Genomic DNA, 16,610 nt, shown 5'->3' with positions numbered 1-16,610 from the left:
ACGATAGGTAAAAAGAAATGTTTTGCATCTATGAAAAAGTTCTCTTTCTTTTCTAGTAATTTTGTAATATTTTAAATATATAAAATTATATTAATTATTTGATAGGAGGGGGCTTTTTGAAAAAACGATCGATTCTTTCATTGACAGCGGCGCTGTCGCTCGGAATAGGGCTGTGGGCGGCGCCGGCAAAAGCGCCGCAAGCAGCCAACACCGCGGCGATCCCGGCGGTGAAGCAAGGCGGGCCAGTCGATTTTGCCATTGCCAACGAAGACAAACTGACGGAAATGTTAAAACGAAACGGAACGCTTCGCTCCAATGCGACTCCCGCTGAGGCAGAACAGGAGGTGCGCAAGTATTTGCGGCAAAAGGCAGCTCACATGCCGCGGGCAAAGGGGGAACTGTACGAAAAAGAGAAGAAGCGCACCGAAGTGTTGCGACAAAAATTGCGGACAAACGGCGTGCTGAATGGGAAAGGGAAAAAACTAGGGCAATCAAAGACAGCTTCCGTGCCGCCCGTCCATCCGGAGCCGTGGAACGGAGGCAAACGGGTCGATCGAGTGCTCGTCTTGCTCATTGAATATCCGGATTTTCCGCACAACAGCATTCAACCAAATGAAACAGACATGTATTACAAAGATTATACACGCGAGCACTATGAAGACATGATTTTTGGCGGCGATGATGGCTATTACGAAGGGCCAAACGGCGAAAAACTCATGTCGGTGAAACAATATTACGAAGAACAATCGGGAGGCAGCTATTCGATCGAAGGAAAGGTGGCTGGTTGGTACAAAGCCAAACATCCTGCCAAATATTACGGCGGCAACGTGCCGGCGCCGGACGGGAACGATGCCAACCCGCGTGAGCTTGTGCGCGAAGCGCTGATGGCGGCAGCCAACGATCCGACCATTGATTTAAGCGAGTTTGACCAAGAGGATCGGTATGATTTGGACGGTGACGGCAATTACCGCGAGCCAGACGGCTTGATCGACCATTTGATGATCATCCACTCGAGCGTCGGTGAAGAGGCGGGCGGCGGTTCGCTCGGCGGTGATGCTATTTGGTCGCACCGTTGGAATTTAGGATCGGTATACCCGATTCCGAACACGACGACTGAGGTGCCGTATTGGAATGGTCAGCTGGCTGCTTATGACTATACGGTCGAGCCGGCCGACGGGGCTGCGGGGGTGTTCGCCCACGAATACGGTCACGATTTAGGGTTGCCGGATGAATATGATACCATTTACTCCGGCTTGGGCGAACCGATTGCGTATTGGTCGATCATGTCGAGCGGCAGCTGGGCGGGGCGCATTCCGGGCACGGAGCCGACCGGTTTCAGCGCCTGGGCAAAACAGTTTTTGCAGTCAACCATGCCGGGAAGCAACTGGCTGCACGGAACGACCGTGGAATGGGATGAAGTGACGAAACAAGGAGTAGAGGTTGTATTGGATGAAGCCAATACGAAAGGAACAAACAACGATGCCGTGCGCATCAACTTGCCGGATAAGAAAACTACCATCGTTTCTCCAGCCAGCGGCGCCTATGCATACTTCTCCGGCAAAGGGAATAATTTGAACAGCTCTATGTCCACCACAGTTGATTTGACAGGCGCATCGCAAGCAGTATTGACGTTTGATGCATGGTATGCGATTGAGAAAGATTGGGATTACGGCGTGGTTGAAGTGAAGGAACAAAGTTCGAATCAATGGGTAACGGTTTCAGGAAATATTACAACGACCGACGACCCAAATGGGCAAAACCCAGGCAACGGCATTACCGGCACATCGGACGGTTGGGTGAAAGCCGAGTTTGACTTGTCGGCGTACGCAGGCCAAACGATTGAGCTGCGTTTCCGTTACGTGACCGATGCGTATGTATCGGAAGCTGGCTGGTATATTGATAATGTTCAAGTGATGGCAGACAAAACAGCCATACTTACGGACGGAGCGGAAAACGAGAGCATTTTCGTGTTGGATGGTTTTGCGAAAAGCGACGGTACGCTGCGTTCGAAGCATTACTATTTGTTGGAATGGCGCAACCACCGTGGCGTTGATAAAGGACTGGCGCATATTTTGCGCGGCGATCAATTGCTGTCGTACGACCCGGGCCTTGTTGTTTGGTATGTGGATGAGTCATATGACAACAACTGGACAGGCGTCCATCCGGGTGAAGGGTTCCTTGGTGTCGTGGATGCTAATCAGCACACGTTGAAATGGTCAGGCAATACGGTGGCTTCCACGCGCTATCAAGTGCATGATGCGGCATTTAGTTTGCAAAAAGGCGTGCCGTTTCGCGTTGAAATTGACGGATCGAAACTGATCGACAACGACACGTCGCCGTTGCCGGTTTTTGATGACAGCCGGTCGTACCGTAACAAAGGAGCGGTTGATGCGGGGCGGAACGTGCCGACGTACGGTTTAAAAATTCGCGTCGTCGGTGAAAGTGCCGACCGCACTGCGGGACGTGTGTTGATTTACCGCTAATCGAGCCAAAAGGGTGTTCCAAAATGGGCACCCTTTTTGTATATACGCACGGAACCATTCAAACAGTTTATCTCTTGTGTCTTTCTTGAAGACAGAAGATTTTTGGGGAGCAGCATCTTTCTTTTTAGCCGATATAGGGAAAACAACTAAAGTGCTTAGTTTATCGAAAGTGGGGAACGCTTGTGTGGCGTTGATGAATGTTTCTCGACACCATTTGTCATTCATTTGCCGAATTTGTTGATTTTTCTTCACTCCTTTTTCCGTTTTTTCCTTTTATAATCATAAGTAGGAATGGATGAGAGGGGAGAGCAATTAGAATGAAAGAATTGTGCCAACAGCTTTCGGTGTGGATTGCCCAGAAGCAGCCAGTGCGCGTGCAAACGGCGCAAGGGGAGGAGACGGTTGTGCTGCCGGTCAAGTTGTATCAGGAAGCACGCAAACTGTTCGTTTATAATCGGCAAATGCGGTTGATGAACATTCCGTTAGATGGGATTATTTCTGTGCAGCCGACGCGCATTACCGGTTCGTTTGACCGCCGGGGAGAGGAAGCCATCGTACATACTCGCTGAGACGGTGACACGCGCCTTTTAGGGTGCGTGTTTTTTCATTGCCTAGGCGGGGGCGATCTTTTAGAATGGAAAGGACGAATGATCGACGACGGGAGGGAAACGAATGCGCGGCAAACGGGTCGCCTTATGCGCTTCGCGCAAGTTAGACGAAATGACAACACTCATTGAAAAGCAAGGAGGAACGGCCGTCATCCGCCCGGCGCAAGGGACGGTTTTTTTAAAAGGAAGTGAACTCAGTGAGGAAATGCGCGCGATCATTATGATGCGGCCGGACTGGATAGTGTTTACAACGGGCATTGGGGTTGAAGCGCTCTGGAAAACGGCTGAAAGGGAAGGGATCGCGGTTGAGTGGAAGCGCGTGATCGAGAATGCTGATATCGCTGCGCGCGGCTATAAAACGGTGGCGGCATTGAAAAACATCGGCGTTATCCCAACAGCGGTGAGCGAAGACGGGACGACGAAGGGATTGATTTCCGCCCTTAACGCGTATGACTTTGCCGGCAAGAGCGTCGTCGCGCAGCTATACGGTGATACGGCGCCAGTCTTGAAGCAATTTTTCCTTACGCGCGGTGCGTCTTACACAGAGCTATTCCCGTATCGGCATGTCGCCCCAGATCACGAGATGCTGGAGACGCTATACAACGAAGTCGTCGGGCGCGAAATTGATGCGGTCTGTTTTACATCGGCGATACAAGTCCGCTTTTTCTTTTCGTTTGCCCGGGAGAAACAAGATATCACTCCGCTGCTTGAGGCGTTCTGCACCGATGTCGTCGCCTGTGCTGTCGGGAAAGTGACGAAAGAAGCGCTGGAAGAGGAAGGAGTCAGCCGCGTCATCGCCCCTGAACATGAGCGAATGGGAGCGATGATCGTGACGCTTGCCCGTTATTTTCAACAATAAGCCCCGTTGGGGCTTTTTGTTTTATATCAATTGTCCCATCTGTTATATAAGAATTTATCTTGTTATTCACTGTTTTATATTACGTGTTTCACCAAAATCTACAAACTGTTTGATTTTTGTCACAGTTTTTCGAACATTTTCCACTTATAATAAAACTGGGGATGTATTTTTCACATGGGAGGGGATGACGATGCTGCCAAAGACGAATGAGCAAGGTTTTTTTGAGATTCGCCTCGAGTCGATCGGCGGGTTGGGGGCGAACTTGGCGGGGAAAATGTTCGCTGAGGCTGGCGTGTTGTGGTCGGGGCTGAATGGGGCGAACTTTTCTTCGTACGGTTCCGAGAAAAAAGGAACACCGGTCAAAAGCTTTATCCGCTTTTGCGAGCCGCATATTGAAATTCGTGATCATAGTCCGATCGCCACTCCACACGTCATTGGTGTGTTTCATGAGGCGCTCGCCAAAATGGTCGATGTGACGAGCGGTCTTGTCGCTGACGGAACGGCCGTCGTGAATTCAACGCGCGAGTTCGATGACATTCGCCGCGATTTACGCCTGCCTTACGGGACGTTGGTGATAGTCGATGCGCTCGGCATCGCTGTCGAGGAGCGAGTGAAAATCAACATGCCGATGGTAGGGGCGCTGTTGCGCGTTTGTTCTTTTATCCAACCGGAAGCGATGGAGACGGTCATTCACCGGACGTTCGCCACAAAAGCGCCGCATCTCGTCGAAGCAAATATTCGCGCTTTTCGTCGCGGGTATGAGGAAGTGCGGATTCAAGCATCTCCCGCTCCGGCGGAGGAAAGAACGTTCGTCCGTCCCAGTCCTCGATTTGGATATGAAACACAGCTGATCGGCGGTGTGATTGTCGCTGGCGGAAATAGTTTGTTGAAAAATGTAAGCGGTTCCCGTCAAGGGTTTTTGCCACGTTGGGAAGCCGACAAATGTATTCATTGTGTCGCCTGTGACAACGTCTGTCCCGATCTTTGCTTCGTTTGGGAGGAACGGGTGGACAAAAAAGGGCGCAAACAGATGTTTTTAGCTGGCATTGACTATCAATATTGCAAAGGTTGTTTAAAATGTGTCGAAGCGTGTCCGACGGCTGCGCTTGTGGCCGAACGGGAAGTGCCGGGATTTGCCGAAGCACATTCCTTGAAACATTCGTTTTCGTTTATGAAAGGGGGAATGGAAGCATGGCAATGATTGAAAAAGATGTTGAGATGGCCAACCAAGCAGTACAAGAGATGACGTTTGCCTCCGGCAATGAAATGGCGGCGTTAGCGGCGAGTCAAATTAACTATCACATTATGGGTTACTTCCCGATCACGCCGTCAACGGAAATCGCCCAGCTGCTTGATCAAATGAAAGGGCGGGGCGAACATGAAACGATGCTCATTCCAGCGGATGGTGAGCACGGTTCAGCCGGGATTTGCTACGGCGCGTCGCTCATGGGGGCGCGCGTGCTGAACGCCACGAGTGCCAACGGGCTGATGTACATGCTTGAACAACTGCCAGTGCAATCAGGCACCCGCTTTCCGATGGTATTGAATCTCGTCACCCGCTCGGTCAGCGGTCCGCTCGATATTCACGGCGACCATTCCGATTTGTATTTTACGCTCAACACCGGCTGGGTTGTGCTGCTAGCCCGCACGCCGCAAGCCGTTTACGATATGAACGTCATGGCGCTCAGAATCGCCGAACATGAGGACGTCCGCCTGCCGGTCATCATCGCGTATGACGGGTTTTTCACCTCACATCAAAAACGGAAAGTGCATTATTTCCGCGATCGTGAAACGGTGCAGGCGTTCATCGGTCCGCGCAAAGAAGGGTTCCCGACAGCAGCCGATCCGAAACGCCCTGTGACGATCGGAGCACATATGGGCGGCGATGATTTGATCAACAACCATTATCAACAGTCTGTCGCCTTGTACCGGGCTGGCGACGTATTCCGGCAAGTGGCCGCGGAATATGAAAAATGGTCGGGGCGTCGCTATGAGCCGCTCGATTTATACCGGATGGAAGATGCCGAAGTGGCGCTGTTTTTGCTCAACTCGGCGGCAGAGACGGCGAAAGACGTAGCCGACCGCCTGCGAAAACAAGGGATAAAAGCGGGCGTCATCAGTCCGAACATTATTCGCCCGTTCCCGGCCGAGGAGATCCGCCAAGCGCTAAAACATGTGAAAGCACTGTTGATCGGTGAGCGGGCCGATTCGTACGGGGCGCACGGGGCGAATATGACGCATGAAGTGAAAGCGGCACTGCAGGAAGACCGCGATAATCAGACGATCGTATTAAGCCGTGTTTACGGCCTTGGCGGCAAAGATTTTTACGCCGAAGACGCTGAAGCATTGTTCCGGATGGCCATTGATGCGATGGAAAAAGGAAAAGCGGAAAAAACGTTTGACTATTTCGGCCACGTGCCTGGACGTCTTGAGCAGCAACCGAAACGGCTGCTTGAACCGATCCATGGCGATGCGTTCCGCAGCGGACTCATCCACGTGACGGTCGATGACAAAACGAAACGGCTAAACGTCAAAATTCCGCCGCTGCGGGCGCTGACCGCCAAGCCGAAGCGTCTCGCCCCAGGGCATGGGGCATGCCCAGGATGCGGCATTTTCCCGGGGCTCGAGCTGTTTTTCAAAGGAATTGAAGGCGATATCGTCGTCTTGTTCCAAACCGGATGCGCGTACGTCGTTTCAGCCGCGTATCCGTACAGCTCGCATAAACAAACGATGGTGCACAATTTGTTCCAAAACGGGGCGGCAACGCTCTCCGGCATGGTTGAAGCGTTCTTCGAACTGAAGCGGCGCGGCGAGCTTAATGTCTCGGATGATGTCACGTTTGTCATGGTCACCGGCGACGGCGGGATGGACATCGGCATGGGGTCCGCCATCGGGACGGCGCTACGCAACCATAAGCTGATCATCATTGAATATGATAACGAAGGTTATATGAACACCGGGGCGCAAATGTCGTACTCGACCCCGATGGGCCATATGACCACAACAACCGGGGTTGGAAAAGGACAACGCGGAAAATCGTTCCATCATAAAGATACGCCGCAAATTATGGCAGCAACGAACATCCCGTACGTTTTCACCGGGACAGAAGCGTTTCCGCAAGATTTGGTGAAAAAAGCGGCGAAAGCGCAATGGTACGCGCAGCATGAAGGAACGGTGTACGGCAAGCTGCTCATTACTTGTCCGCTCAACTGGAAATCGGAGGAGCGGTACGGGGAAACCATTTTGCAGGCAGCGGTGAATTCATGCTTTTTCCCGCTGTATGAAGTGGAGCGGGGGAAAACGACGATTACGTACGATCCAGAAGCAAAAGGACGCCGCATCCCGTTAAGTGAATGGCTAAAATATATGGGAAAAACGAAGCATTTGCTTCGGGAAGAAAACAAAGATTTGCTGCGCGAGTTGGAGGAGGAAGTGGAACGGAGATGGACGATTTTAAAAGCGAAGCATGAACATCCGTATCTATAAGATGTCGCAGCACGCTGTGCGCGTGCTGTTTTTTTATGCTTGCCCTTTGGTTGGTGTGATATGGCTCACAACGGGGAAGAGGATGCGCACGGTATAATGGAGACAATGAACAGATCATCAAAAGGGGGAAACGTTGATGCATTCATTTTGTCATATGGGCGGCCCTGAAGGGGTAAAGCTATGCGCTGGCTTGGCGCAATTAAAACAGGAACACGGCCCGCTGCGCGTCCAAATGGAGCAGCTACTCGCTACAGCGGAAGCGATCGGACAAGGGGCAGATGACCGCAACTGGCGCGAGCCGCTCGCCGAATTGAGAGAAAAAGTCGAATCGTTCGTCTCGGTTTTAGATCCGCATTCAGAGCGGGAAGAGGGAGTGTTGTTCCCGATGATGGCCGAGTACATCGGGCGGACGACCGGACCAATCGCCGTCATGGAATACGAACACGAACAGGCAAAAGCACGTCTTTCCATGTTTTTAGAAAAAGCTGCCCAACTGCCAGAGAAAGTTGACACCGATCAGGCGTTGACGCTCGCTGGCGCGGTCATTGAGGCGCATCATATTTTGGATGAGCATTTCATGAAAGAAGAAAATGTGCTCTTCCCGATGGCCGAGCGGCTGTTGTCGGACGAGGAGAAAGAGGAACTGTTTGTGCGCATTAATGAGTAACGAATGGAAAACGGGATGCCTCCTGATTGAGAGCATCCCGTTTTTTATTTGTATTTCATTCATGGTGTGATCTTGTTGGCGGATGGTGATGGATGATTGTTGGGATATGAACGCGTATGTTTCTTTATTTCAGCTGCTATCAAGGTTGAAGAGCCGCAGTCGTATAAGATGGCGAGGGCAACTTGTCCTCGCCTGCTCCATGATCGCCGTGCTTGGCGTTCCTGGTGTAATGCTCGCCGCTCGCTCATTGAGCGCGTTTGAACGGTTCTGCTTGTTTTGGCATTCGCTTGCGATAAACGACATAGCTGCGCTGCAAGTAGCGGATCGGAAAGCTGAACACGTGAACGAGACGGGTGAATGGCCACGAAGCGAACAAGCCGAACGCGGCGAGAATATGGATTTGAAACCAAAGCGGCACCGTTTCCATATAGGCTGGGTTCGGACGGAACGTAAGAAGGCCACGGAACCACGGGCCGATCGTCGTCCGGTAGTCAAACCCGTGCGAATCGACGTTCAGAAATGTCGATGATAGTCCGCTGGCGATGACGATGGCTAAAAATCCGAGCGCCACCCAGTCACCAGTGCTGCTTGTCGCCCGCACACGTTTCACCGTGAGGCGGCGACGGAAAAGGATCACTAAACCGACGAGCGCGGCCAAGCCGGCTGGGATGCCGCCCGCCAAGGCGATGACGTGGTACATCTCTTCGGTGATGCCTAACGCTGTATAAAATGATTCAGGAATGAGAATTCCCATCACGTGACCGACGAAAACGAACAAGATACCCCAGTGAAAGAGAAGGCTTCCAAGGCGCAACTGCCGTTTTTCGAGCAGTTCGCTTGATTTTGATGTCCAGCCGAACTGGTCGCGTTGGTAGCGCCAAATATGGCCAGCAATAAAGAGCACAAGCGACAAATAAGGAACAATTACCCAGAGAAATTGACGAGCCATGCCGTTGCACTTCCTTTCGGTATCGGCGTGACGCCGAGTTGAGTAAAGGTAAGGTTGAGCGTTTCAAATAGCTGTACGTACGGGCTGCCCGCGGCTGCCAACCGCTCGCCGATTTCGCGGATATGGTCGGCATAATCGGCGAGCAAGGAGATGGCATGAGGTTCCTCCGCATAGGCGAGAAATTCAAGCATAAGCGGCAAGTAGTCGGGCAGTTCGTGCTCGGAGACGGTGAATCCGGCCGCCTCGTAACGTGCTTTTAAGGCGACGAGTTCGATTCCGCGCTCCCGTTGTTCACCATTTGTCATATACGTAAGATACAAATTCGTTTTTTTGCCGAAGTCAAATGTTTCGACATATTGCTCCATCCGATCTCGAGCCGGAGTGGCTGCAAGCTGCTCGGCAACCGCCAAAAGCGGCGTGCGGACGGTTTCATCTTCGAGCGAACGGATGGCTTCCAAGTAGTCAGGAAGCGATTCAGCCCACTGTTCGTCCGGATAGGACAACAAATAGGACACACATAAAAAGATGGTTTGCCGTTGTTCGCTGTTCATCATGCATCCTCCATTTTCGTTGTTTGAGGGGAAGGGGGCGAAGCCCGCCCTCATCAAAGCGTGCCGCAAGCGCCCGGACCGCCGGCAAATGCGAGCCCACAGCTGCCTTGTTCGGTGTAGAGATCCGCTACTTCCTCGCGGTGTGACGCCGGGATGACAAAGCGATCTTCGTATTTGGCGATCGCGAGCAAGCGGTACATCTCTTCGATGTCCTCATGGCTTAAGCCGAGTGACTCGATGAGACGAATGTCCGGCTGTTTGTTCGTCTGTTTCGCCCGCATATACGAACGCATCGCCGCCATTTTTTTCAATGTCGTGCGGATGTGCGCTGTATCGCCGGCCGTCAGCAAATTCGCCAAATATTCGATCGGAATGCGCATTTCATCAATGGCTGGGAAGATGTCATCGGCGTTCGCGCCGCTTCCTTTTCCTTCGATCGTATTCATGATCGGGCTTAACGGTGGAATGTACCATACCATTGGCAGTGTCCGATATTCCGGGTGCAGCGGCAAAGCGATTTTCCAGTCAACGATCATTTTGTAAATCGGTGAGCGCTGCGCCGCCGCAATCCATTCGTCCGGAATGCCGGCTTTTTTCGCTTCTGCGATGACAGTCGGATCGTTTGGGTCAAGGAAAATATCAAGTTGGGCGTGATACAGATGTTTCTCATCTGCGACGCTCGCTGCTTCCTTCACTTTATCCGCGTCATACAGCATGACGCCGATGTAACGGATGCGGCCGACACATGTTTCCGAGCAAATTGTCGGCAAGCCGGCTTCGATGCGCGGGAAACAGAGCGTGCATTTTTCCGCTTTGTTCGTTTGCCAGTTGAAATATACTTTTTTGTACGGGCAGCTGGTGACGCAATATCGCCAAGCGCGGCAGGCGTTTTGGTCGACGAGGACGATGCCGTCCTCGTCGCGTTTGTACATAGCGCCCGATGGGCAGCTCGATACGCATGACGGATTGAGACAATGTTCACAAATGCGCGGCAAATACATCATAAAGACATCTTCGAATTCTGCTTGGATCGCCTGTTCCATTTTGACAACGTTCGGGTCGCGCAAGCCGGTGACATGGGCCCCGGCCAAGTCGTCTTCCCAGTTCGGTCCCCACGATACTTCCATCCATTCACCGGTGATGGCCGATTTCGGCCGGGCAACCGGCTGATACCTCTTTTGCGGGCTGTTCGTCAACGTTTCGTAGTCGTAGTTCCATGGTTCGTAGTAATCGTCGATCGTCGGCTGGTACGGGTTGTAGAACAAATTGACGAGCCGCATGGCTTTCGGGCCGGATTTAAGCCGCAATTCGCCGTCTTTTAATTCCCAGCCGCCTTTATATTTATCTTGATCTTCCCACTGTTTCGGATAGCCGATCCCCGGCTTTGTTTCCACGTTGTTAAAGTACATATATTCGGCGCCGGGCCGGTTTGTCCATGTGTTTTTGCATGTGACGCTGCACGTATGGCAGCCGATACATTTATCCAAATTCATGACCATGCCGACTTGCGCTTTAATCTTCAAGCCAATCAACCTCCTCTAATTTGCGGATGACAACGAACAAGTCGCGTTGGTTGCCCGTCGGTCCGTAATAGTTGAATCCGTAGCTTAACTGCGCGTATCCGCCGATCATATGCGTCGGTTTCACATGGATGCGTGTCGGGCTGTTGTGCGTGCCGCCGCGGTTGTTCGTCAGCTTCGTGCCCGGCACGTTAATATGGCGGTCTTGCGCGTGGTGCATAAACGCCATGCCGCGCGGGAGACGGTGCGAGACGACGGCGCGGGCGACGACAACGCCGTTTTCGTTGAAACATTCGATCCAGTCGTTGTCTGTAATGCCGGCTTCGGCTGCGTCGTCTTTGTTCATCCAGACGGTCGGTCCGCCGCGGAACAATGTCAGCATTGGCAGCGAATCGAAATACATGCTGTGAATCGACCATTTGTTATGCGGTGTCAAATAGTTTAAGACGACCTCTTTTCCGTTTTCCGTCGGCCGTTTGTTCGAGAATGGGCGGTGCGGCAAGACTGGCTTGAACGTTGCCATCGTTTCACCGAACTCGTGCATCAGTTCATGGTCGATGTAAAACGACTGTCTGCCGGTCAGTGTCCGCCACGGAATGAGCCGTTCGACGTTCGTTGTAAACGGCGAGTAACGCCGTCCGCCTTTTTCCGAACCGCTGAAGGCCGGTGAAGTGATGACCGTTTTCGGCTGAGCGGTGATTTGTTCAAACGTGAAGCACTCTTCTTCGCGTTCTTTCGCCAAGTCAGCAAGCTCCAAATTCGTCTTTTTCTCGAGCGCTTCCCATGCTTTGACGGCCATTTTTCCGTTTGTGGTCGACGACAGCGTCAAAATCGCTTCAGCTGCTTTTTTCGCTTCGCTAATGTCCGGGCAACCATCGGCGATGGAAGCGCGTCGGACAGTGCCAAGCCGGCGTTTCAGCTGTTCGTATTCGTCTTTCGCCGTCCAGGCGATCCCTTTTGTACCGATCGGCTGGCGGGCGACATTCGGACCTAAAGCGGTCATTTGGTCGTAAAGAAGGGTATAGTCGCGTTCAATGACGTGAATGTTCGGCATTGTTTTGCCCGGAATCGGTTCGATCTCGCCTTTGCTCCAGTCTTTCACTTCACCAAACGGCTGCGCCAGTTCTTGCGCCGTATCGTGCAAAAGCGGGGTGGCGACGACTTCTTTCATCGGCTTCAAGCCGGCTTGTTTGGCGACATCAGATACGGCTTTAGCGAGTGATTTGAAAATATCCCAGTCCGAGCGTGCTTCCCAGAGCGGAGGCACGGCTGGATTGAACGGATGGACGAACGGATGCATATCCGTGCTGCTTAAGTCATGTTTTTCATACCATGTCGCTGCCGGCAGGACGACATCGGAGTAGAGCGCTGTGCCGGCCATGCGGAAGTCCAAGTTGACAAGCAGATCGAGCTTGCCTTCCGGCGCTTCATCGCGCCAGCGGATTTCTTCCGGGCGCAGGCTGTCGCGGTCATCGTTTAACAAGCCGTTCGTCGTGCCAAGCAAATGTTTTAAGAAATATTCATGCCCTTTGCCGGAGCTTGAGATTAAGTTAGCGCGCCAAACGATCAAGTTGCGCGGGAAGTTCGCTTCATGATCCGGATCTTCGATAGCAAACTGCAATTCTTTATTTTTCAGCTGTTTCGCGACATAGGCGCCGATCTCTTCCGGCGTGCGAGCTCCATGGCTTACTGCTTCGTTATACAGCTCGATGCCATTTTTGTTAAACGTCGGGTACGACGGCAGCCAGCCGAGCCGGGCGGCCAAAACATTGTAATCGCCAGGGTGCGAATAGCGCGCTTTTTTAGCCAACGGCGAGATGAGTTCATCGATTGGCCGCTCTTCATAGCGCCATTGGTCAGTCGCAAAGTAGAAGAACGACGTGCCGTTTTGCAATTTTGCCGGTCCAACCCAGTCGCGAGCGGTGGCGATCGTCTGCCATCCTTCCGCTGGGCGCAGTTTCTCTTGCCCGACGTAATGGGCCCAACCGCCGCCGTTGACCCCTTGGGCGCCGACGAACAAGACAAGGTTCAGCACAGCGCGATAAATCGTATCCGAGTTAAACCAATGGTTAATGCCAGCACCGACGATGATCATCGACCGGCCGTTCGTGTCGATCGCATTGTCAGCAAACTCGCGGGCGATTTTCACGACAAGTTCGCGCTTGACGCCGGTGATGGCTTCTTGCCATGCCGGGGTGAACGGCACATCGTCATCGTACGAACGGGCGACTGTGCCGCCGATGCCGCGGTCGATGCCATAGTTGGCCAAAATCAAGTCATAGACGGTCGTGACGTAAACGTCTCCCGTTACGGTTTGCACTTTTTTCACTGGAACCGCGCGTTCGATCGTTTTTCCGCCGTCAGCGGTGAAATATGGAAGCTGGATCGAGATGACTTCATCTTCGCTCCCTAAAAACGACAGGCGTGGCTCAAGCGGCTGTTCTGTTTCCTCATCAACAAGACGCAAGTTCCATTTTCCTTTGTCTTCCCAGCGCGTGCCGATCGTTCCGTTCGGCACGGCAAACGAGCCGGTGTTCTCGTCGTAGATAACCGGCTTCCATTCAGCGTTTTCGGTATGTTTGCCAAGATCTTTGGCCAACAAGAAGCGGCCGGCCGTCCATGCACCGCCGTCTTGTTTTAAAGTGACGATAAACGGAAAATCGGTGTACGTTTTTGCATATTGTTCAAAGTACGGGATAGTCCGTTTGACATAATATTCGTTTAAAATGACGTGCCCCATTGCCATAGCCAAAGCGCCGTCCGTTCCTTGTTTCACCGACAGCCAATCATCGGCAAATTTCGTCGACTCGGCGTAATCAGGGCTGACGGACACAACTTTCGTGCCGCGGTAGCGCACTTCAGCTAAAAAGTGAGCGTCCGGCGTCCGGGTGAGCGGGACATTTGAGCCCCACGTGATGATGTAACCGGCATTGTACCAGTCGCTTGATTCCGGCACGTCCGTTTGATCGCCCCAAATTTGCGGCGATGCCGGCGGCAAATCGGCGTACCAATCATAGAAGCTTAACATCGGTCCGCCCATCAGTTGCATAAACCGTGACCCAGCGGCATGACTGACCATCGACATCGCTGGGATCGGAGAGAAGCCGACATTGCGATCTGGGCCGTATTTTACGACCGTATATAATAAGGAAGCAGCGACAAGTGTCAATGCTTCGTCCCAGCTGACGCGCACGAATCCACCTTTCCCGCGCGCCTGTTTGTAGCGCTTTGCTTTTTCCCGGTCTTCGACGATGCTTTTCCACGCTTTTAGCGGATTGTTTGGGTAATAGGTAAGCGCCTCACGCCACATGTCAAGCAAGATGCCGCGAACATACGGGTATTTGACGCGCAGCGGGCTGTACATATACCATGAGAAGCTCGCGCCGCGCGGGCAGCCGCGTGGTTCAAAGTCTGGCATATCCGGTCCGGTCGACGGATAGTCGAGCTGCTGTCCTTCCCACGTGACAATGCCGTTTTTGACGTAAATGTTCCAACTGCATGACCCAGTACAGTTGACGCCATGAGTTGAACGGACGACTTTGTCGTGCTGCCAGCGTCGGCGGTATGCATCTTCCCAGGCGCGGTCGCCGTAGGTTACTTCGCTATGTCCATCGGCTTGACGCTCGATCGGACGAATATATTTGAAACGGTTAGCGAGTGGAGATCGTCTTCGCTTCATTTTGTTCACTCCTTAATTAGCGTTTTGTACTTTTAACTATAGCCATGATGTCAATAACGCGATGTTAATTTTGTCACATTTGGTCGCATTGTCACAAATTCGTCAAAGAAGCGAACAAATATTCTTTGTTATGGTATAATGGGAAAAACAAGGAAGTTTGAGGGGATGTTCGTTGCGGTATTCGAGTCATGTGATCGTTTCATTATGCCTCGGGGCGTCGGTATCCACGTATACGGCGCTTCCGTTTACTGCTGCCTATACGGCTGGTCTTGTCATCGGCAGCCTTCTTCCTGATATTGACGAGCCGTCGTCGTATGTCGGACGCCGTTCGTTTGGCGTCGCAAGTAAAGTCAAAGAAGCATTTGGCCATCGTGGCATGACGCATTCGTTCATCGTCTGGGGCGTGCTTGCTGCCCTCGTGTGGCGCGACTCATCGTCGCCGTTCGCCGCCGGGATCGTGCTTGGCTATTTGTTTCATATTATTGAAGACTTTTTTTCTGTCCAAGGGGTGCCTTTGTTTTGGCCGTTTTCTTCGAAGCGGTGGAAAGTGCCGCTTTATCGGACGGGAAAAGGGATGGAAAAAGTGTTGGTTTACGCTGCCTTAACCGGCTTCGTTTATTTCGTGGCCAACGGATTGTTCCGCGAGTGGTGGCAATCGATTTTATTCATTTGGTGAGAGGTTGAAAAAGGAAACGGAGATGGGGGCGGCGAATGTATATGGATGAAAAAGACAGATAAGGGAGAGGACACGATGAAAGAACGATATCCTGTACTTCCCGGCGCAGAGCCGTTTTACGCTGAAAACGGGCCGGTCGGGGTGCTGTTGTCGCACGGGTTCACGGGCACGCCACACAGCATGCGTCCGCTTGCTGAAGCGTATGCCCAAGCCGGTTATACCGTTTGCTTGCCGCGCTTAAAGGGGCATGGGACGCACTACGAAGACATGGAACGAACGACGTTCCACGATTGGATTGCCTCGGTCGAGGAAGGATATGAATGGCTGAAACAACGATGCCAAACCATTTTTGTCACCGGGCTGTCGATGGGTGGGACGCTCACGCTTTATTTGGCGGAACAGCACCCGGAGATTTGCGGCATCGTGCCGATTAACGCCGCTGTCGATATTCCGGCCATCGCCGCTGGGATGACGGGTGGTGGCGAGGTGCCGAGGTATCTTGACTCGATCGGTTCAGATTTGAAAAATCCAGATGTGAAAGAATTATCATACGAGAAAACACCAACTGCATCGCTCCTTCAGCTGGCTCAATTGATGGAGCATGTGAAAGAAGAGCTTGGACGCATTACTTGCCCGGCGCTAATTTTCGTTTCCGATGAAGACCATGTTGTGCCGCCTGGGAATGCCGATATCATTTTTCAAGGCGTTCAATCGTCAGAGAAAGAGATCGTCCGTCTTCACAACAGCTACCATGTAGCAACATTAGATTATGATCAGCAAACGATTATCGAACGGTCACTTCAGTTTTTCGCCAAACATGCTTGAACGCTCTCCCGTCTACGCTCACGCTGAGAAGGGGAGATCTTTTCCGTTCGCGATGATGCATGTGTCTGCTTGCGACCCATTCTGTCGAAAACAGGGTGGGTCATTTCTTGTTTCTTTGTCGTTATTTTTCTAAAAAAATATATGGTTGTTTTAGGTGGCTTGTTCTAAACTTATTACTAAAGTAGAAGGGGAAGAGAGATTACTAAAGTAGAAGGGGAAGAGAGAAGAACAAGATGGCTTCTTATCCTCTATTTTCTCTTATTTCGAAGAACAATGTGCGCAGGTAGGATCATGTATTTGTTCGAAA

The 16,610-nt window shown here is 52.1% G+C and carries 12 protein-coding genes; 8 read left to right on the top strand and 4 right to left on the bottom strand.

What is annotated here, in order from left to right; genetic code table 11:
- The first annotated feature begins 116 nt into the window (after window positions 1-116).
- The 6 genes from IC804_RS01000 to IC804_RS00975 all read left to right on the top strand — a co-directional run bounded on the left by IC804_RS01000 (window position 117) and on the right by IC804_RS00975 (window position 8,103).
- The gene (locus tag IC804_RS01000; protein WP_081157150.1) at window positions 117-2,483 is read left to right on the top strand and encodes an immune inhibitor A domain-containing protein; all 2,367 of its coding nucleotides are present in this window, start codon (window positions 117-119) and stop codon (window positions 2,481-2,483) included.
- A 317-nt stretch (window positions 2,484-2,800) separates the two neighbouring features.
- Complete coding sequence (locus IC804_RS00995) at window positions 2,801-3,052, top strand: hypothetical protein (RefSeq protein ID WP_011887492.1); 252 nt, start codon at window positions 2,801-2,803, stop codon at window positions 3,050-3,052.
- Between the two features lie 103 nt (window positions 3,053-3,155).
- Window positions 3,156-3,950 carry a uroporphyrinogen-III synthase gene (locus IC804_RS00990; protein WP_081157149.1) on the top strand — a complete coding sequence of 265 codons (795 nt, stop codon included), beginning with the start codon at window positions 3,156-3,158 and terminating at the stop codon, window positions 3,948-3,950.
- Between the two features lie 184 nt (window positions 3,951-4,134).
- Window positions 4,135-5,151 carry a 2-oxoacid:acceptor oxidoreductase family protein gene (locus IC804_RS00985; protein WP_190300645.1) on the top strand — a complete coding sequence of 339 codons (1,017 nt, stop codon included), beginning with the start codon at window positions 4,135-4,137 and terminating at the stop codon, window positions 5,149-5,151.
- Window positions 5,142-7,436, top strand: a complete 2,295-nt coding sequence (locus IC804_RS00980; protein ID WP_008880126.1) for a thiamine pyrophosphate-dependent enzyme — start codon at window positions 5,142-5,144, stop codon at window positions 7,434-7,436. Before IC804_RS00985 ends, IC804_RS00980 begins: the two co-directional genes overlap by 10 nt.
- A 136-nt stretch (window positions 7,437-7,572) precedes the next feature.
- Window positions 7,573-8,103, top strand: coding sequence for a hemerythrin domain-containing protein (locus IC804_RS00975; RefSeq protein WP_008880127.1), 531 nt, complete (start codon window positions 7,573-7,575; stop codon window positions 8,101-8,103).
- A gap of 244 nt (window positions 8,104-8,347) precedes the next feature.
- Here IC804_RS00975 and narI read toward each other — a convergent pair whose 3' ends face one another.
- From narI to IC804_RS00955, 4 genes are read right to left on the bottom strand one after another with little or no spacing between them, the layout of a single operon-like run.
- The gene (narI, locus tag IC804_RS00970; RefSeq protein WP_008880128.1) at window positions 8,348-9,052 is read right to left on the bottom strand and encodes a respiratory nitrate reductase subunit gamma; all 705 of its coding nucleotides are present in this window, start codon (window positions 9,050-9,052) and stop codon (window positions 8,348-8,350) included.
- Window positions 9,028-9,603, bottom strand: coding sequence for a nitrate reductase molybdenum cofactor assembly chaperone (narJ, locus tag IC804_RS00965; protein WP_008880129.1), 576 nt, complete (start codon window positions 9,601-9,603; stop codon window positions 9,028-9,030). The genes narI and narJ overlap by 25 nt, the downstream gene beginning before the upstream one ends.
- Before the next feature lie 53 nt (window positions 9,604-9,656).
- Window positions 9,657-11,126 (bottom strand): nitrate reductase subunit beta, encoded by a 1,470-nt coding sequence (narH, locus tag IC804_RS00960; RefSeq protein ID WP_011887490.1) that lies wholly within the window; start codon window positions 11,124-11,126, stop codon window positions 9,657-9,659.
- The gene (locus IC804_RS00955; protein WP_081157147.1) at window positions 11,116-14,802 is read right to left on the bottom strand and encodes a nitrate reductase subunit alpha; all 3,687 of its coding nucleotides are present in this window, start codon (window positions 14,800-14,802) and stop codon (window positions 11,116-11,118) included. The genes narH and IC804_RS00955 overlap by 11 nt, the downstream gene beginning before the upstream one ends.
- A gap of 172 nt (window positions 14,803-14,974) precedes the next feature.
- On the opposite strand from IC804_RS00955, the gene IC804_RS00950 reads away from it, so the two are divergent.
- Together IC804_RS00950 and IC804_RS00945 are read left to right on the top strand one after the other, a co-directional pair.
- On the top strand, window positions 14,975-15,478 hold the full coding sequence (locus IC804_RS00950; RefSeq protein ID WP_008880133.1) for a metal-dependent hydrolase: 504 nt from the start codon (window positions 14,975-14,977) through the stop codon (window positions 15,476-15,478).
- Between the two features lie 75 nt (window positions 15,479-15,553).
- Window positions 15,554-16,303, top strand: coding sequence for an alpha/beta hydrolase (locus IC804_RS00945; RefSeq protein WP_011887488.1), 750 nt, complete (start codon window positions 15,554-15,556; stop codon window positions 16,301-16,303).
- Window positions 16,304-16,610: the final 307 nt, after the last annotated feature.

This window comes from Geobacillus sp. 47C-IIb, from assembly GCF_014679705.1.
Lineage (GTDB): Bacteria > Bacillota > Bacilli > Bacillales > Anoxybacillaceae > Geobacillus > Geobacillus thermodenitrificans.
This window is presented reverse-complemented; position numbering and strand designations above follow the sequence as displayed.